General features: G+C 59.7%; 17 protein-coding genes and 1 pseudogene. 5 read left to right on the top strand and 13 right to left on the bottom strand.

Annotated features, from left to right (window positions below; genetic code table 11):
• Positions 1 to 4 precede the first annotated feature (4 nt).
• The 4 genes from EDF70_RS08090 to EDF70_RS08075 all read left to right on the top strand — a co-directional run bounded on the left by EDF70_RS08090 (position 5) and on the right by EDF70_RS08075 (position 4,809).
• A complete protein-coding gene (locus tag EDF70_RS08090; RefSeq protein WP_132272851.1) occupies positions 5 to 202 on the top strand; it encodes a hypothetical protein in 198 nt (65 codons plus the stop codon).
• A gap of 163 nt (positions 203 to 365) precedes the next feature.
• The gene (gene purD / locus EDF70_RS08085) at positions 366 to 1,637 is read left to right on the top strand and encodes a phosphoribosylamine--glycine ligase (RefSeq protein WP_132272850.1); all 1,272 of its coding nucleotides are present in this window, start codon (positions 366 to 368) and stop codon (positions 1,635 to 1,637) included.
• Positions 1,638 to 2,089: 452 nt separating this feature from the next.
• A complete protein-coding gene (locus EDF70_RS08080) occupies positions 2,090 to 2,599 on the top strand; it encodes a plant virulence effector HPE1-like domain-containing protein (protein ID WP_132272849.1) in 510 nt (169 codons plus the stop codon).
• Positions 2,600 to 2,973: 374 nt separating this feature from the next.
• On the top strand, positions 2,974 to 4,809 hold the full coding sequence (locus EDF70_RS08075; protein WP_132272848.1) for a methyl-accepting chemotaxis protein: 1,836 nt from the start codon (positions 2,974 to 2,976) through the stop codon (positions 4,807 to 4,809).
• Between the two features lie 79 nt (positions 4,810 to 4,888).
• Here EDF70_RS08075 and EDF70_RS08070 read toward each other — a convergent pair whose 3' ends face one another.
• The 9 genes from EDF70_RS08070 to EDF70_RS08030 all read right to left on the bottom strand — a co-directional run bounded on the left by EDF70_RS08070 (position 4,889) and on the right by EDF70_RS08030 (position 13,155).
• Positions 4,889 to 5,383 (bottom strand): DUF523 domain-containing protein, encoded by a 495-nt coding sequence (locus tag EDF70_RS08070; RefSeq protein WP_132272847.1) that lies wholly within the window; start codon positions 5,381 to 5,383, stop codon positions 4,889 to 4,891.
• Positions 5,384 to 5,686: a type II toxin-antitoxin system RelE/ParE family toxin gene (locus EDF70_RS08065; RefSeq protein WP_165931964.1), complete on the bottom strand. Its 303-nt coding sequence runs from the start codon at positions 5,684 to 5,686 to the stop codon at positions 5,384 to 5,386.
• The gene (locus tag EDF70_RS08060; RefSeq protein ID WP_132272845.1) at positions 5,679 to 5,930 is read right to left on the bottom strand and encodes a type II toxin-antitoxin system ParD family antitoxin; all 252 of its coding nucleotides are present in this window, start codon (positions 5,928 to 5,930) and stop codon (positions 5,679 to 5,681) included. Before EDF70_RS08060 ends, EDF70_RS08065 begins: the two co-directional genes overlap by 8 nt.
• A 184-nt stretch (positions 5,931 to 6,114) precedes the next feature.
• A complete protein-coding gene (gene glyS / locus EDF70_RS08055) occupies positions 6,115 to 8,484 on the bottom strand; it encodes a glycine--tRNA ligase subunit beta (RefSeq protein ID WP_132272844.1) in 2,370 nt (789 codons plus the stop codon).
• Positions 8,485 to 8,634: 150 nt separating this feature from the next.
• Positions 8,635 to 8,958, bottom strand: a complete 324-nt coding sequence (locus EDF70_RS08050; RefSeq protein WP_132272843.1) for a type II toxin-antitoxin system PemK/MazF family toxin — start codon at positions 8,956 to 8,958, stop codon at positions 8,635 to 8,637.
• The gene (locus EDF70_RS08045; protein WP_132272842.1) at positions 8,955 to 9,173 is read right to left on the bottom strand and encodes an antitoxin MazE family protein; all 219 of its coding nucleotides are present in this window, start codon (positions 9,171 to 9,173) and stop codon (positions 8,955 to 8,957) included. The genes EDF70_RS08050 and EDF70_RS08045 overlap by 4 nt, the downstream gene beginning before the upstream one ends.
• Before the next feature lie 78 nt (positions 9,174 to 9,251).
• Positions 9,252 to 11,198 carry a DUF2207 domain-containing protein gene (locus tag EDF70_RS08040; RefSeq protein WP_132272841.1) on the bottom strand — a complete coding sequence of 649 codons (1,947 nt, stop codon included), beginning with the start codon at positions 11,196 to 11,198 and terminating at the stop codon, positions 9,252 to 9,254.
• 27 nt (positions 11,199 to 11,225) lie between these two features.
• The gene (gene aroA, locus EDF70_RS08035) at positions 11,226 to 12,479 is read right to left on the bottom strand and encodes a 3-phosphoshikimate 1-carboxyvinyltransferase (RefSeq protein ID WP_132272840.1); all 1,254 of its coding nucleotides are present in this window, start codon (positions 12,477 to 12,479) and stop codon (positions 11,226 to 11,228) included.
• Between the two features lie 121 nt (positions 12,480 to 12,600).
• Entirely contained in the window at positions 12,601 to 13,155 is a 555-nt protein-coding gene (locus EDF70_RS08030) for a LemA family protein (RefSeq protein WP_132272839.1), read from the bottom strand.
• Between EDF70_RS08030 and EDF70_RS08025 the strand changes: the two genes are divergently transcribed.
• Positions 13,142 to 13,477, top strand: a complete 336-nt coding sequence (locus EDF70_RS08025) for a hypothetical protein (RefSeq protein ID WP_132272838.1) — start codon at positions 13,142 to 13,144, stop codon at positions 13,475 to 13,477. The two genes, EDF70_RS08030 and EDF70_RS08025, sit on opposite strands and share 14 nt — an antisense overlap.
• Before the next feature lie 46 nt (positions 13,478 to 13,523).
• On the opposite strand, the pseudogene EDF70_RS08020 reads toward EDF70_RS08025, so the two are convergent.
• From EDF70_RS08020 to EDF70_RS08005, 4 genes and pseudogenes are all read right to left on the bottom strand, one after another.
• Positions 13,524 to 14,692, bottom strand: a pseudogene (locus EDF70_RS08020) (IS481 family transposase); the annotation flags it as partial.
• Positions 14,693 to 14,881: 189 nt separating this feature from the next.
• The gene (locus EDF70_RS08015; RefSeq protein ID WP_132272836.1) at positions 14,882 to 15,838 is read right to left on the bottom strand and encodes a glycine--tRNA ligase subunit alpha; all 957 of its coding nucleotides are present in this window, start codon (positions 15,836 to 15,838) and stop codon (positions 14,882 to 14,884) included.
• An 82-nt stretch (positions 15,839 to 15,920) separates the two neighbouring features.
• Positions 15,921 to 16,325 carry a PIN domain-containing protein gene (locus EDF70_RS08010; protein ID WP_132272835.1) on the bottom strand — a complete coding sequence of 135 codons (405 nt, stop codon included), beginning with the start codon at positions 16,323 to 16,325 and terminating at the stop codon, positions 15,921 to 15,923.
• Positions 16,325 to 16,555: an AbrB/MazE/SpoVT family DNA-binding domain-containing protein gene (locus EDF70_RS08005; RefSeq protein ID WP_132272834.1), complete on the bottom strand. Its 231-nt coding sequence runs from the start codon at positions 16,553 to 16,555 to the stop codon at positions 16,325 to 16,327. Before EDF70_RS08005 ends, EDF70_RS08010 begins: the two co-directional genes overlap by 1 nt.
• Positions 16,556 to 16,646 lie beyond the last annotated feature (91 nt).

The raw sequence follows: 16,646 nt of genomic DNA, 5'->3' as shown, positions 1-16,646 counted from the left end.
GTTCATGCCAAAGAAGGTTGCCAGGATTCTTGCAGCCGACGATGCAGTCGGCACCGAAGAACTGGAGGCAGTTATCCATTACCTCAACAATAAGTTGTACTTAGCAAAAATAAACAATGAGCCCGTTCCCTTCCTCACCTATCGCAACAGACGGATTTTCGAAGCGACGTTGATGATACGGACGGACCCGTTCGCCCCCTGACCATGCCTCTCCGGCCGCTCCCACGGCCGGGGAATTCCTAAGGTGAAACATGGTTGGAAAACACCAAGTTTACCCTCAGCCCTTGACCTTTCCGCCCCCCCCGATTAACCGCCCCTTAGCCACATTTACGGGCTAAACCTATGGCGAGACAAAGAGGCGGAATATGAAAGTTCTTCTGATCGGTTCCGGTGGCCGCGAGCATGCGCTGGCCTGGAAATTGGCCCAGTCGCCCCGCCTCACCAAACTTTTCGTGGCCCCCGGCAATCCCGGTATGGCCGACAGCGCCACGCTGGTCGATATCGGCATCGATGATCACGCCGCCATTCTCGACTTCTGCAAGAGCAAGGCGATCGATTTCGTGGTCGTCGGCCCGGAAGGCCCGCTGGTCGCCGGTATCGCCGATTTCCTGCGCGCCGAAGGATTTGTCGTGTTCGGCCCCTCCATGGCAGCCGCCCAGCTGGAAGGCTCCAAGGGTTTCACCAAGGATATCTGCGCCCGCTACGACATCCCGACCGGCGCCTACAAGCGTTTCACCAATGGTGACGCTGCAAAAGCCTATGTCATCGAACAGGGCGCACCGATCGTCGTGAAGGCCGATGGCCTTGCCGCCGGCAAGGGCGTCACCGTCGCCATGACCATCGAGGAGGCACTCGCCGCCATCAGCGACTGTTTTGACGGCGCGTTCGGCGCGGCCGGCGCCGAAGTGGTGGTGGAAGCCTATCTCGACGGCGAGGAAGCGAGCTTCTTCTGCCTTTCCGACGGCAAGACGGCCCTGGCGCTGGCAACGGCGCAGGATCACAAGCGCGTCGGCGATGCCGATACCGGCCCCAATACCGGCGGCATGGGCGCCTATTCGCCTGCCCCGGTTATGACACCCGACATGGTGGAACGCACCATGAAGGAAATCATCGAGCCGACCATTCGCGGCATGGCGGAAAGCGGTTATCCGTTTACCGGCGTCTTCTTTGCCGGCCTGATGATCACCCAGAAGGGCCCGGAACTGATCGAATACAATGTGCGCTTCGGTGACCCGGAAACCCAGGTCCTGCTGATGCGGCTGAAGAGCGACCTTCTGGAGCTGCTGTATGCGGCCTCCACCGGCACGCTCGATCAGGTCTCCGCCGAATGGAGCGACGATGTGGCGCTGACCGTGGTGATGGCCTCGAAAGGTTATCCTGCCAACTACGACAAGAACACGCCGATCACCGCGCTTCCCCAGACCACCGATGGCGAAAAGGTCTTTCATGCCGGCACGGCACTGAAGGATGGCCAGCTGGTTGCAACCGGCGGCCGCGTGCTGAACGTGACGGCGACCGGCCCGACCGTTGCCGAGGCGCAGGCCCGCGCCTATGCGCTGGTCGAAGGCGTGGAATGGGAAAACGGTTTTTGCCGCCGCGACATCGGCTGGCGTGCCGTGGCGCGCGAACAGGGCTGATCGCCAGAGTTCGCAGCGCGTTATCGCATAGGAAGCAAGTCCCCCTCTGCCCTGCCGGGCATCTCCCCCACAAGGGGGGAGAAAACTAGCCGCAAACACCTGCCCCAATTGAGCTACCGCGGAACGGCTGGGTTAAGCCCTCCCCCTTGTGGGGGTCCAAAGGACGGGTGAGACCCGTGGCTCTCCCCGGTTGGTTGGGAGGGGTTTTCTTTCATACGCGGCTGCCCTGCCCTCAAGGGGGAGATCAAAGAGAGCAAGCCGCTGCCTTCTCCCAATCCATAAACGACTGCCACCCACGCGACCTGACCAATCCCCACCACCTGTGCCAACTCGGCATTCGTTCAAAATTTACCAAGTATCGTGACCGGATGGCAAGGAAACCGGGGGTAAGCTTGCGGACAGCAAAATTGCGTCCGGCCGCGAATGCGCGGCAGCAAACCCGGAGACTTGTCATGCGTGCTCTTGTTCTGACTGCGGCGATCCTTTCGATCGGCAGCCCGGTACTGGCCTCATCGATCACGCAACTGGTCGAGACCGGCCACACCACCAGCATCGTTACAAAGATGTGCACCACATGCGACAAGGTTGCACCTGCAAAGCCGGATGAAGGCGCCGGCATCTACAAGGTGCCCGCGCTTGGCCCCGATATTCAGAAAACCGAAATCCGCGACATCAACGGCCAGCAGAAGCTTGTGCGCACCGAAGGATGGTGGGGCGGTTCGCCGGTGACCTTCATCAGCAAGATGCCGGAATGGCTGTCTACGCCGGAACAGAAAGCGGACGCCACGCTTCCGGTGCGCAGCGGCCCGATCGACACCGCCCGCGCCGTGCTGCCGTCAACGCCGGATGGTATCGATGCCGATGCCACGACAGCCGCTGTCGGCGAGCAACCGAGCGAACGTGCCGGCGACGCCGCTGCCGAGCAGGACGATTTTCGCGGCTTCGAACTGCGCCAACAATAAAGTCCGCTGACGAGCTTAACATCAGCTCATGTCTTACGAAGGCGTCACCCATGTGGCGCCTTCTTTCGTTTTGCAGCCACAACCATCAGCGACGCATCTCTACTGTCTTATTCAAATAGAAATATGGACGATCTCATGGATTTATTTGGATAAACGTCTAAAAACAACCTATGGATTTAAAAAATCCAAGCAACCAAAACTGAACATTGCTTTCGAAGCGAGAAACACTCCTGATTAAAGTTTTATTTAATCATCCCGTATAAATGCAGGGGTGTGCGATGCAGCATATCTCCGGCGCAGGATGCGCTTTTCTTACCGATACAGAAACGCGTTGAGGCTGCATCGATTGCGGCCCGATCCACCTTGAGGGCTCCATGAAGAACCTGAAGATTTCCCATCAGCTTGTGCTGCTAGTACTGACCCTGATGGTTGGATTTGCGATCGGCACATATTTCATACTCCAGGCCTCGACCACGGCCATCTATGCCGAACGCTATGCCATGCTGCGCACGCAGGTGGAATCCGGCATCGGCATCATGAAATCCTTCCAGGCCCGTGAGGCCAAGGGCGAGATGACCCGCGAGGAAGCCCAGAAACAGGCTTTTGCCGCGATCTCCGCCATGACCTTCCAGCCGGACGGTTACCTTTACGCCTATGACTATGACATCACGATGCGTCTGCATCCGGACCCGAAGCGGCTCGGGCAGAACTTCAAGGGCAAGCCTGACGTCACCGGCTTCATGTATCGCGACGAGCTGGTGAAGATCGGCCGCAATGGTGGCGGCACCGCCGATTTCCTCGGCCCGAAGCCGGGCCAGCAGGGCGACGGTTTCCGCAAGAGCTCCTATGCGCTTTCCTTCGAGCCGTGGCAGCTGGTTCTGGTGACGGGCGTTTATGTGGATGACCTCGAAGCCCAGATCCGCGGCGATGTCTTCAAGGCCGTTGGTATCGGCGCCGTCATTCTGGTGCTCGGCTCCATCCTTGCCTTCATTGTCATCCGCAACATTTCCAAGCCGCTCGGCGATATCCGTTCGGCTCTCAATGCGGTGGCCGACGAGAATGTCGACCTTTCCATTCCGCATACCGGCATGAAGAACGAGGTGGGCCTGATGGCCCGCGCCACGCAGGCCCTGCAGCAGAAGGTGCGCGAGCGCCATGCGATGGAAGAACGCCAGCAGCGCCAACAGGAAGAGCTTGACGGCGAACGCCAGCAGAACCTCGACAACCAACGCGGCGAGGCCGAATTGCAGGCCCGCGTCGTGTCCACCATCGGCAAGTCGCTGGCGGCACTGGCACAGGGTGACCTGACCGTGCGTTGCGACGATCTTGGGTCTCGCTATGCCGACCTGCGCGACAATTTCAACGAGGCGCTGTCGCATCTCGAAGCCGCCATGGCCAAGGTCAATTCCAAGGGCGTCGATATCGGCGGCTCCAAGGAAGAGATCCGCCGCGCTTCCAACGAGTTGTCGCAGCGCACCGAGCGTCAGGCGGCCAATCTGGAAGAAACTTCGGCGGCTCTGGACGAACTGGCTGTTGCCGTGCGCCAGACCGCTTCGGGTGCCAAGGAAGCCGCACAACGCGTCACCTCGGTCAGCAATGAAGCCACCCGCAGCGATGCGGTCGTTGCCCAGGCGATCGGTGCTATGAGCGGCATCGAACAGTCTTCGGACGAGATCACCAAGATCATTTCCGTGATCGACGAGATCGCCTTCCAGACCAACCTTCTGGCACTCAACGCGGGTGTCGAGGCCGCACGCGCCGGCGAAAGCGGCAAGGGTTTTGCCGTCGTCGCCCAGGAAGTGCGCGAACTGGCACAGCGTTCCGCTGCCGCCGCCAAGGAGATCAAGGAGCAGATTTCCCGCTCTTCCGGCCAGGTGCAGAACGGCGTTCGTCTTGTCGGCGAGGCGGGCGAGGCGCTGAAGCGGATTTCCGATCAGGTGAAGGCAGCCAGCGACGAAGTGAGCAAGATCGCCCATTCGGCAGCCGAGCAGGACACGACACTGCGCTCGATCACATCCTCGCTGAACCAGCTGGATGCGGCGACCCAGCGCAATGCCGCAATGGCCGAGGAAACCACGGCATCGGCCGAAACACTGGCGGCCGATACCGACGAACTTCTGGGGCTGATCCGTGGCTTCAAGATCGGCAATGGCGGAAACGCGAGCGCCGGCCTGCATCAGATGGCCGGGCAGATGCGCCGGGCAAGCTGATACACTTTTAAAGAGCTACGCGGGGGACGCGGGGTGGGAAAGCCGTCAGTGCCGAAAGGTGCTAGCGGTTTTCTCGCTTTCAGGCGCCGAGCACTGCGGCCAGTTCCTCGATCTGACGATCGGAATAAACGGCGATACCGGCGCGCGCCATCAATGCCGCGGTGACGCCATTGCCGACGAGCTTTTTACCCGCAAACGAACCGTCATAGATAAAACCTGAGCCGCAGGACGGGCTGCCATCAATCAGCAGCGCGTGGGTGCAGCCATTGGCTTGAGCAAAAGCCACGGCCTTCTCCGCCCCCGCAATAAATTCCGCCGAAACATCCCCACCGGTGATTTCCATCACCCTTGCTCGACCGCAGAGCACATCCTCACCCGACAAACCGTTTTCGATTTCCGCCGCCGGCCGCGGCACGGGCATGCCTACCGCCATTTCCGGGCATATCGTCACCACCCTGCCCTCTTCTTTCCAGCGTTCCAGAAGCGGATGCGCAAGCGGTTTTCCCTTGCCGTCATAACGAACGGCATGGCCGAGAAGACAGGCGCTGACGAGGATTCTTTTTGGGGAAGTCATTCAGTCAAAACCGAGATGGTGGAGGGCATCGCTCTTTTCGTGGAGGATGCGGATAATTTCAACCGAGCCATCTGAATTGGTCGCATAGAATATGAGATGCACGCCCGCACGACGACGGCGATAGCCAGACTTGATGCCCCTCACCGTTTGTCCCGACAAGGGTCGTTCGCCGATCTGGCTGATGATGTGGAGGATCTGGCTCAGATAAGTCTCGGCCTGTATCGCAGACCACTGCTCGCGCGTGTAATAACCGATATCGATGAAATCCCTTTCCGCGCGCGGACTGAGATGAACATCAACCACGCTTCCTCCATGACTCGCGCACGGAAGCCATGAGCGCCTCCGGGTCAAAGGGAATTGGCTCACCGCTCTGCTCGCCTTCGATCAGCGCCTCACGGAGCTTGGCATATTTGGCCTGCTCGGCCTCCAGAAGCCGCAAACCGGCTTCAACGACGGCTTCGGGCGTATCGAAACCACCATGCTCCATTTCGCCTCGAACGAAACTGGCGAGCGGTTCGCCGATTGTCACTTGCACAGGCTTGTTCATGACGGCTCCAGAGTGAGGTGGAAGCGGCAGACTAGCATGGGTCGGCAACGCTGTCAGGTGAGCGCAACGCCCACCACCGTCATGCTCGGGCCTGTCCCGAGCATCTGCTGCGGCCCATTTTTCAGGCGTGGTGAGATCCTCGGGTCAAGCCCGAGGATGACGTCGAGAGGGTGGCGTCAGCCCCTCACCCACTGATCTTGGAAAAGTCCGCAACCGTGCCGGTCGCCTCGCGGATGGCCTTCAGCAGGGCCAGGCGGTTGGCGCGGATGGCATTGTCCTCGTCGTTGACCAGAACGTCCTCGAAGAATTTGTCGACCGGCGCACGAAGCTTGGAGAGCGCTTCCATGGCGGCGATAAAGTCTTCCTTGGCGACAGCCTCGGATGCTTCCTTCGAAGCGACGGTGATGGCGGCCCAGAGCGCCTTTTCGGCATCGAGCGTCAGGAGCGTTTCCGAAACGCTTGTCGCAACCGCAGTGCCCTTCTTTTCTTCGGCGGCAAGCAGCTGGGTGGCGCGCTTGGTACCGGCCAGCAGATTCTTGCCGTCTTCAGAGGTGACGAAAGCGGTCAGCGCCTCGGCGCGGCGGGCAACCAGCAGCAGATCATCGGCTTCAGGTGTCAGCACGGCGTCGATGACATCGTGGCGCGCACCCATATCGCGCAGATACACTTTCAGGCGGTCGTGGAAGAAGGAGAGAAGATCGATGGCAATTTCATCGGCTTTGATTTGTATTTTGGTCTTCGGCATATTGGCAAACTCAGCATCCGAAAAACCCAAATCTTCATCAAGATTTAGCTTAGAAAGCGTTTCTGCATCCCAAGCCCCTTTTCGAGCTGAATGATCAAACTCCAAGGCATATGCTTCGTCTTTTGAAGTACCAGCTCGCCGCTCATCAAAGAACTTCAGATAACGAAGAGTTCCGGAGGCAATTTCTGCAGTGAGTGGCAGCCGCACCTTCCGCTCCAGAATGATGCGCACCACGCCCAGTGCCGCACGGCGCAGCGCATAGGGGTCCTTCGAGCCGGTCGGCTTTTCGTCGATCGCCCAGAAACCAGTCAGCGTATCGAGCTTGTCGGCCAGCGCCACCGTGAGGCCGACCTTGTCTTCCGGCAGACGGTCGGAAGGGCCGTTCGGCTTCCAGTGGTCTTCGATGGCCGCGGCAACGGACGCATCCTCGCCCTGCAACAGCGCGTAACGACGGCCCATCAGGCCCTGCAGTTCGGGGAATTCGCCAACGGCTTCGGTGCGCAGGTCGGCTTTTGCCAGAACCACGGCGCGGTCCACCAGAGCGGCATCGGCACCGGTGATCAGAGCGAGTTGCTTTGCCAGTACGCGGATACGGGCAACCCGTTCACCCTGGCTGCCGAGCTTGGCGTGGAATGTGACGTTGAGCGCATCGAGTTTTGCCATGCGCTGGTCGAGCGGCTTTTTCAGGTCCAGACCGAACTTTTCGGCCGAAACCTTCAGCGTTTCCAGATCCGGCAGGTCGCCCTGGTCGCGGGTCCAGAAATGTTTGGCGTCGGACAGGCGGGCGCGCACAACCTTGCCATTGCCATGCATGATTTCCTTGCCGCCATCCTTGGCGTCGATATTGGAAATCAGGATGAAACGGTTCGACAGGCCTTCTTCCGACCCTTGAGGCCGCGTCACAAAACATTTCTGGTTGGTCTTGATGGTCAGGCGGATGATTTCCGCCGGGATCTGGAGGTAATCCTCCTCGAACGTGCCCATCAGAACATGCGGCCACTCGACAAGACCCGAGACTTCTTCCAGCAGGCCTTCGTCCTCGACCAGTTCCAGGCCGTTGGCAAAAGCGATGTCGCGGGCATCGTGCAGGATCATGTCCTTGCGGCGCTCGCCATCGAGCATGACCTTGGCCTTTTCCAGGCTCGACACGTAATCATCGAAGCGGCGCACGGTGATGGGATCAGGCGCATGAAAACGGTGGCCATAAGTGACATTGCCGGCGACGATGCCGTCGATTTCGAACGGGATGACCTGCGTTTCTTCGATTTCTGTGCCGAACAGGCAGACGATCGACTGCAGCGGGCGCACCCAGCGCAGGCTTTCAGAGCCCTTGCCGTCGATGCCGCCATACACCATGCCCTTGGGCATGGAGGCGTAACCCGAGCGCATGGATTTCGGCCAGGGAAAGGTGCGGATGATGCCGGGCATCACGTCGGAAATAATCTCTTCTGCCGCACGGCCGGGCTTGGAGACGATGGCGACATAAAAATCGCCCTTCTTGGGATCGGACACGATTTTGGCTTCCGACACATCGGCAAGACCCGCCTTGCGCAGGAAACCGGCGATCGCCTGTTCCGGCGCCTTGGTGGATGGGCCCTTGATCTCTTCGCGCTGATCGGCGGAACGGGCGGTGAGGCCGCGAATATCCAGCGTCAGGCGGCGCGGCGTCCAGTATTCGCGCGCACCCTCATAGGTGAGACCCGCATCCACCAGCGCGTCGGTAACGAGCTTTTTCAGATCGCCCGCCGCCTTGCGCTGCATGCGTGCGGGAATTTCCTCGGAGCGAAGTTCAAGCAGGAGATCGGGCATAATCAGTTTTCCTCACCCTCCCGTCATCGGGAGGGACGGACCGTGGTCCGGCATGGGGGTGAAAAATCGTGTGCTTCTGCTAGCAAAGATAGACGCCGCTGCACAATGGCAAATATCGTTTCGAATGTGCGACAATGCCCGGTCATCGCCTCAGACAACGTGAAAAAACACCGCAAGCGCACGCGTCACCTGCAGCATGGTCTCGTCGTTGATGCGACCGAAGACCGGGCCGAGCTTCTCACGTTTCACCGACATCGCCTTATCGATCATCACCTGCGATGTCTTGTGCAGACCGTTTTCAGGCGTGGGTTCGACTGTCAGGCGGATCGACGAGGCTTCCACCAGTTCCGACGATATCAACAATAGAGTGACCGTACCGGTACCTTCGAACCGATCTGACTGGATGACGAGCGCCGGGCGCGGTTTGCCGAAATCGCCCGCCAAGGCAACGGAGACGAGATCGCCGCGTTTCATGCGTCGTGATCAAGATCGGCAAGGGCCGCATCGAGAAAAATATCGAGATCAGGATCGCTTGCATCGGAAGCGGCAACGACTGCGGCTTGTCTGCGGCACTCTTCAGCGAAGCCTGCGACACGCGTATCGGGCATCCACAACTGCACAGGGCGCAGGCCGGAAGCCCTCAAAGCATCCCGATGTTTTTGAACTCTTTTGCTGGTGGAAGAAGGCATCATCACCTCCGCAGTTCGTTACATGTAACGTAAGGGCAATTGGCCTGAAATTCAATAGAGGTTGGCGGTGGTGTCCGCTTACCAGCCGCCACCACCACCGCCACCTCCCCCGCCGCCGGAAAAGCCGCCGCCTCCCGAAAACCCGCCGCCACCGCCGGAACTGGCTTTTGGCGCCGGGATGGAGGAGGAAATGGTCGAGGCCATGGAAGAGGAAAAGTCGCTGATGCGGCCGGAGAAATCCCCCATCGATCCGCCGTGATACCAGCCGGGACTATAGGCGGCGGCAGCGCCTGCCGCGGCACCGACGCCGGCTGCCGCAAGCCAGGTTTCAAACGCCTTCGACCATGGTTTTTCCACGCCGAGCGCCACCGCATAGGGCAGCAGCTTTTCAAAATGCTGCGGCGACATGGTGGGTGCGCCCGCCATGTTCATGCGGTCCTGTTCTGCCACCGTCAGGTAAAGCCGCAGGCCCTCGATGCCATCGCTCAGTTTTCGCCCGAGCGGGGTGGGCGCCCCCATCAGGAAGAAGAACAGAAGATTGATCAGCACGATGGCAGCAACGCAGACCGGGCCGCCGATATCGCCGCCATGCAGAAGTTCGCTCAGCATCAGCAGGGCGCCTGACGCCAGCGCGGTGATGACGACAAAGCCGATCACGGCCAAAATGATGATGGAAAAGATGCGCTGGCCTAGCCGCGCGCCACGGCGCAGGCCCTTGGCCGCACCGGCGGCGAATATGCCGATGAAGACCGTGAAGAACACCGGCGCGATCATCATGCCGATCGTGTCTTCCGAAAAATTGCCAAAGATGAACAGCGGCACCAGCAGGACCAGACTGAGAGCAATGCCGCCGACGATATAACCGGTATTGGCCTTGTAATATTTGCCGCGATGTTCCTTCTCGATGGCGCTGCGGAAGCGCATGCCGAGCTGTTCGACGGCCGGGCCATTGTCCTTGGATATAGTGAGTTCTTCACCCGGCTTGCCGACTGCGGCGAGAATGGCTTTCTGGCCGGACGGCAGATCGGCGGGAAGCGGTTTTTCCGTACGGCGCACCACGATGTCGCTGGAAAGATCGTCGAGTTCGACATAACCGCCGACCGCCAGATGCAGCAGCGTCGCGGAAAACGCCGTCCAGCCACCACCGGAAAAACCCTTGTTCTCCACGTAGTTCACAAGCGCCGGCGACAGGTTTTCAGGCGCATCCCAGCGCGGCACCACCACGCCTTTTTCGGGATCGCGGCCAACCGCATTCCACGCCCACCAGTAATAGAGGCCGACAATGACGACGCCGAACCCGCCGATGACCCAGCCGGCGCTGTCAGCCACGAACTGCCAGAATTTTTGCGCAGCCGTCGGTTCCGGCAGCACGCCCTTGGGGAAACCGACCAACACGGTGAGGTTTTCTTGCGGGCCGAATGGCCGTGTGGTTTCGAAAAAGGCGGTATTGCCGGAAACCCTGACGCGGGCATCCTTGCCTTCGCCGCCATAACCGCCGGTGAAATAATCGGTGGCGATGGGGGCGGTCGCGCCGGGCAGATGGATGGCGGCTGTGACCTTGCGGATCGGGAACTGCCAGCCGGAGCCGTTGACGTTCCAGTAGACCTCGTCCTGATCGTCGTAGCGCAGGATCCAGCGGTCGGTGTGGTAACGAAAGGTGTAACTGTAGATGCCGGGTGACAGGCGAGTGTCTGCATTCCCCGCATAGATGCGGATGCCGCCGGAAATGTTTTCCGTATGCGAGGATTCCGGGCGGCCATCCCGCGTCACCGACAGGAGTTCGAAACCGGCGGTGATCAGCCTGTCCGACTGGGTGCGGGTGCGCAACGGAAAATCGCGAAAGATGCCGCGCCGGATATCCACGCCTTCGGCATTGACGCGAATGGTTTCCGTCACCGTGAAGGCGCCATCCGGCTCCACCACCACATCGGAATGGTAGGAGAGGATTTCTTCACGCGCCCATGCGGCGAGCGGCAAAGCGAAGATGAGGAGAAGAGCAAGACAAAAGCCGGAAATCCGTCGCATCAACACTCTTCCCCCCGTTTTAAAAAATCAATCCTCGATGGAAACGCCGAGCGAGGACAGCACATCCCAATATTCCGGGAAGGTTTTGCCCACGCAATCGGGATCCAGAATGGTGATGCCGCCGATCTTCAACCCCGCCAGCGCAAAGCTCATGGCGATGCGGTGGTCGGCAAACGTGTCGATTTTTGCCGACAGCGTCTGGCCGGAAAGCGACGGATCGGAGGCGACGATCAGGTCATCGCCCTCTTCGGTGGCCAGCCCCTCGCGGATGTTGTTGAGCCCGGTGGAGACGGCGCGGATGCGGTCGCATTCCTTGACGCGCAGGTTGGCTATGCCGACAAAACGCACCGGCGTTTCATTGAAGGCGGCCAGCACGGCGATGGTCGGCACCGCATCCTGCATCTGCGAACCGTCGATTTCAGCCGGCAGGTGCGGAAACTGGCGGATGACGTCAAAAGCCTTGGCGTCCGGCTGGGTGAATTCCTCGTTTTTGACGCCGAGATCAATCTGCCCTTGGGTCAGCACTTCGGCGGCCCAGAGATAGGTGGCGGCGGATGCATCCGGCTCGACGACGAAATCGGTCGCTGTATAACCGGTCGGCTCGATCACCCAGGAAGACGGCGTCGGCTGCGAGACTTTTGCGCCGAAAGCGCGCATGGCCGCCAGCGTCAGGTCGATATACCCGCGCGCGCCGATATCGGCACCGGCAAGCTCGATGGTGAAGGGTTCGGAACCGCAGGCGGCGGCCATCTGCAGGGCAGACACATACTGGCTCGACAGGCCGGCATCGATGACGACCTTGTTGCTGGCGAATGTGCCATTGGCATCGATGGTGACCGGCGGGCAGCCGGTCGGGGCCTCGATCGCCACGCCCAGCGATTTCAGCGCATCGACCAGCGGCTTGATGGGACGTTTGCGCATGTGCTCGTCGCCATCGACCACGTAACGGCCGTGGCCAAGCGCCAGGGCGGCGGTCAAAAAGCGGGTGGCGGTTCCGGCATTGCCGAGGAAAAGCGGACCGGCCGGGGCCTTCAGTTCACCATTGCCGGTGACGACGAAGGTCGTTGCATCCGGTTCGTCCACCACAACGCCCATGGCGCGCAGAGCTTCCGCCATATAACGCGTGTCATCGCTTTTCAGCGCGCCGGTCAGCCGGCTGGTGCCTTTTGCCAGGCCGGCCAGAAGCAGCGCGCGGTTGGTGATCGACTTGGAACCGGGCGGCACGGCACGGCCGGACAGCGGCGCCGGATGGGGGACGATGGTCAGCTTTTCCTTGGGCATTTTTCAAGTCTCTCGCCAGCCTTCCGCCGGATGACCGGCGAGGCTTTCAGGCCAATAAAATCATGTCGGCAGCGTCTTAAACCGTCGCTGCACAAAGGGGAAGCACAGGAACTGTGGCAGATCAGAACTTGACGCTTGGAACGGCGCGATCAGCTTCGTTGGTGATCTCGAAAAACGGCTTTTTGGCAAAACCGAACTGGCCGGCCACGATGTTGGACGGAAAACTTTCGACCTTGACGTTGAGATCACGCGCCGCGCCATTGTAATAGCGCCGCGACATCTGGATCTCGCTTTCCAGCGTTTCCAGCGATGCCTGCAGTTCGGAAAAATTCTGGTTGGCCTTCAGATCGGGATAGGCTTCGGCAAGCGCGAACAGTTTTCCGAGCGCCTGGGAGAGCATGCCTTCGGCGACCGCCCTGCCCTCGACATCACCCGCCGGCACCGCCTGCGCCTGATTGCGAAGCCGCACGACCTCCTCGAACGTGCCCTTTTCGTGGGCGGCATACCCTTTGACGGTTTCGATGAGATTGGGAATGAGATCGGCGCGGCGCTTCAGCTGCACATCGATGCCCGACCACGCCTCCTCGGCCATCTGCCGGGATTTGACGAGGCCGTTATAGAGCATCACGAGATAGAGTGCTGCGACGGCGATGATGCCGAGAATGATGAAGAGCATGCGGAGATCCCCTGTTCCTGAGGATATATCTAACGCAATTCGCGCTTTATTGAAGAGCGGGCAAGCGGAAACATTGGCTGGCGGGACTTTGTGGCAATCGGTATCCAATTGGATACTTTTCGCAAAATTGGGGAGCCTTCTTATGATAGCTACAAGTTGCTTCGAGATCGCCGATTATATCGAAAGTCCGGCAGATATGCTGGAATATCTCGAGATGGCGATGGAGGGTGAAAACCCGGATGTGTTTATCACTGCACTCGGCCATGTGGCCGAGGCTTGGCAGAAATGCGAGAAGAAAAACCAAGCGCCAGCCGTTGACTGACAAAAATCCCATTCGATGACGCCGTCATCCTCGGCCCTGTTGTAAAGCCCGGACACATACCTGACAGGTGTTCGGAGACATACCTGACAGTCAGGCTGGATTTGCGATATCGATTTTGGCGACCTTTGTTGCGCCGAAGAAGACACCGTAGAGGCCGTCTCGTTCGAGTGGCCGGATGGCAAGGCACTCGCCCTTGAAGGCGCCGGGCACACGCCATGCCTGGCCTTTGAAGCTGATATATCCCTTGGTGGAGCTGATGCGCCGGACGATTTCGCCACTGTCATAGACTGGCTCCGGCAGATGACGGGGAAACGGTCTCGGCGAAGGACGATAACGACTGGCCGGAACCGCCATGCCTATGGCCTCATGGGGGCGATGGTGATTGTAGATCTCGCGCCAGTGATCGAAGGCTCTTTGCGCTTGGGTTTGGCCGGCAAGCGCGGCGAAATCGAGCACCTCGGCTTTGAGGCTGCGGTGGAAACGCTCGTTCTTGCCGCGCCCTTGCGGGTGATAAGGCCTTGCATGGATGAGATCGATACCGAGCTTGAGCAGCCAGACGCGCAGCCGCGTCCACTGGTTGGGAACACCTGTGCCCCAAGGATTGCCGTTGTCGGTATAGATCGCCATCGGCAGGCCGTAGCGACGCAGGATCGGTTCCATCCGGTCGCGAACGGTCGGCATCTGCTGGTCGAGGCACGCCTCGATGCCGATGGCGAAGCGGGAATGGTCGTCGATAATGGTGAGAGGGTGGCACCAGTCGCCCGAGGTCAGCCTGATCTGTCCCTTGAAATCCATCTGCCAAAGCAGGTTGGGCGCCTCGCGTTCGAAGCGGCCTGGTGCCAGATGGTCCCTGGTGTGAGGACCAATCCTGTCGTGGCGGGCAAGGATCGCATGCACGGTTGAGGCGCAGGGCGGCTCGATGCCGAGATCCTGCAGCCGCCTTGCGATCTTGCGCGCGCCCCAAGCCGGATGTTCGTCGCGGATTGAAAGCACCGAACGCTCGAGATCGACCGAGGTCTGACGTGGACTTGCATGGGGTCGGCGGGACCGGTCTTCGACCGCCTCGCCGGCGCGATACCGCCTCAGCCAAACATAACCCGTCTGGCGGCTGATGCCGAAGCGTTCGCAAAGCATCGAGATATTGGTTCCCTCAAGGCAGGCAAGTCTCACGAATTCGCTGCGTTGATCCGCAATCGACACATCCCGCCAAACCATCCCGACCTCCCTTGCCAGAAAGCAAAAGTGTCAGGGATGTCTCCGAACATCTGTCAACTATGTCTCAAGGCCATACACCTGTGCCGAGGATCTAACCACATCAACGACATCGGCAGCAGCAGATCCTCGGGTCAGGTCCGAGGATGACGATCGAGAGGTTTGCGCCTTTGGGAGTAAGCTAAAGCAGCCTCAGGCCGCCTTCTCGCCCAGGTTTGCCCCACCGGCATCCGTCAGCAAGAATGCTTCACCACACGCCTTCGCCAACGTCCGCACGCGCAAAATGTAGCTCTGGCGCTCGGTAACCGAGATCACGCCGCGCGCATCAAGCAGGTTGAAGACGTGGGATGCCTTGATGCACTGGTCATAGGCCGGGAAAACGCATTTGTGCAGGATCTGGTTGGAGTTTTCGACCGGCGCACCGAAAGCCAGCAGCGCCAGGCATTCCTTTTCCGCATCGATGAAATGGCGATGCAGCATTTCGGTGTTGGCGAATTCAAAGTTGTGGCGGGAATATTCCTGTTCGGCCTGCAGGAAGACGTCGCCGTAGGAAATCTTCTCTTCGCCTTCGCGACCGTTGAAGTTGAGGTCGTAGACATTGTCGACGCCCTGCACATACATGGCGAGGCGTTCCAGACCATAGGTCAGTTCACCGGCAACCGGTGAGCATTCGATGCCGCAGACCTGCTGGAAATAGGTGAACTGCGAGACTTCCATGCCATCGCACCAGCATTCCCAGCCGAGACCCCAGGCTCCCAAGGTAGGGCTTTCCCAGTCGTCCTCGACGAAACGCACGTCATGCAGAAGCGGATCGAGACCGATCGCCTTCAGCGAGCCGAGATAAAGCTCCTGCAGGTTGGACGGGTTCGGCTTCAGGATGACCTGATACTGGTAATAATGCTGCAAACGGTTGGGGTTTTCACCGTAACGACCATCCGACGGGCGGCGGGAGGGCTGCACGTAAGCGGCCTTCCATGGCTTGGGGCCAAGCGCGCGCAGCGTGGTTGCCGGATGAAACGTGCCGGCGCCGACTTCCATGTCGTAAGGCTGCAGAACGGCGCAACCCTTGTCGGCCCAATAGTTATGGAGCGTCAGGATGAGCGCCTGGAAAGAGCGCTTGGGGTCCATGTGTTCGGGCAGATCGGTCATGGGCATATCGGCATCGTTTGATTGAGGATGCGGACGAGTGCCATGCAAGGCGGCAGGGGTCAAGGTTTTATGAGGCAGGTGGTCAAAGGAAGGGATTTTGGATCGTCAGTTTGGTTTCGATGACGAGGCCGTGCTGGAGGTCTTCGGAATAATAGGTCGTGCATTCCGCCTTCAGCGCGGCCGCTACCATAACCGCATCGTAGAATGCCAGATTGTAGCGCTGAACAAGCCTCAATGCCGTCATCGTCAATTCCGGCTCGACGGCAATGACACCCTCGGCTGTTTCCGCCATATCCTCGACAATCCGAGTGATCCGACCCCATGACAAGCCAAGCTTTCGCCGTCCTACATTTGCAAATTCATTGAGAGCCTGGGTACTGATGACGAATGGTTCGCTCATCAGTTTTTGCGCCAGCGCGGCCTTGGCGCCCCCGGTCGTGGAATAAACAAGAATATTGGTATCGAGAAAATTCGCAATCGCCGGCATCAGCGGGCATTGGCCTCTTCGCGATCAAATCTCCAATCGGGCGGCAGCGTGAGCTTCAAGGCCTTGATGCGTTCAAGCGCCTGTTTTTTGGCCTCCGTCCGCTCGGACTCCGGCAACGGTCCATTGGCAACCTCAACAGTCACCTCGTCGCCTTCCTTCAATCCGAGCGTTTCTGCAACGTCATCGGGGATTTGAACGGCAAGCGCATCATTCCATCTGGTTACGCGCATGAGACATCTCCGGACAGGTTTTGACGATCATACCATCGGCATCCCGGTGGTGAAAGACCGCTGTGCAAAGGAGGGTTTCCGCGATATTCTG

This window comes from Neorhizobium sp. JUb45, from assembly GCF_004343585.1.
Classification (GTDB): Bacteria; Pseudomonadota; Alphaproteobacteria; order Rhizobiales; family Rhizobiaceae; genus Neorhizobium.
Note: the sequence above shows the minus strand (reverse complement) of the source record. Positions and strands in the feature narration are given on the sequence as shown.

Coding starts and splice junctions, on each gene's coding strand:
- EDF70_RS08010 (WP_132272835.1), bottom strand. CDS start 16,325: ATGCCGGCGATTGCGAATTTTCTCGATACCAATATTCTTGTTTATTCC.
- glyS (WP_132272844.1), bottom strand. CDS start 8,484: ATGCCCGATCTCCTGCTTGAACTTCGCTCCGAGGAAATTCCCGCACGC.
- EDF70_RS08030 (WP_132272839.1), bottom strand. CDS start 13,155: ATGCTCTTCATCATTCTCGGCATCATCGCCGTCGCAGCACTCTATCTC.
- EDF70_RS08080 (WP_132272849.1), top strand. CDS start 2,090: ATGCGTGCTCTTGTTCTGACTGCGGCGATCCTTTCGATCGGCAGCCCG.
- EDF70_RS08075 (WP_132272848.1), top strand. CDS start 2,974: ATGAAGAACCTGAAGATTTCCCATCAGCTTGTGCTGCTAGTACTGACC.
- EDF70_RS08090 (WP_132272851.1), top strand. CDS start 5: ATGCCAAAGAAGGTTGCCAGGATTCTTGCAGCCGACGATGCAGTCGGC.
- aroA (WP_132272840.1), bottom strand. CDS start 12,479: ATGCCCAAGGAAAAGCTGACCATCGTCCCCCATCCGGCGCCGCTGTCC.
- EDF70_RS08060 (WP_132272845.1), bottom strand. CDS start 5,930: ATGAACAAGCCTGTGCAAGTGACAATCGGCGAACCGCTCGCCAGTTTC.
- EDF70_RS08050 (WP_132272843.1), bottom strand. CDS start 8,958: ATGAAACGCGGCGATCTCGTCTCCGTTGCCTTGGCGGGCGATTTCGGC.
- EDF70_RS08070 (WP_132272847.1), bottom strand. CDS start 5,383: ATGACTTCCCCAAAAAGAATCCTCGTCAGCGCCTGTCTTCTCGGCCAT.
- EDF70_RS08040 (WP_132272841.1), bottom strand. CDS start 11,198: ATGCGACGGATTTCCGGCTTTTGTCTTGCTCTTCTCCTCATCTTCGCT.
- EDF70_RS08025 (WP_132272838.1), top strand. CDS start 13,142: ATGATGAAGAGCATGCGGAGATCCCCTGTTCCTGAGGATATATCTAAC.
- EDF70_RS08015 (WP_132272836.1), bottom strand. CDS start 15,838: ATGACCGATCTGCCCGAACACATGGACCCCAAGCGCTCTTTCCAGGCG.
- EDF70_RS08005 (WP_132272834.1), bottom strand. CDS start 16,555: ATGCGCGTAACCAGATGGAATGATGCGCTTGCCGTTCAAATCCCCGAT.
- purD (WP_132272850.1), top strand. CDS start 366: ATGAAAGTTCTTCTGATCGGTTCCGGTGGCCGCGAGCATGCGCTGGCC.
- EDF70_RS08045 (WP_132272842.1), bottom strand. CDS start 9,173: ATGCCTTCTTCCACCAGCAAAAGAGTTCAAAAACATCGGGATGCTTTG.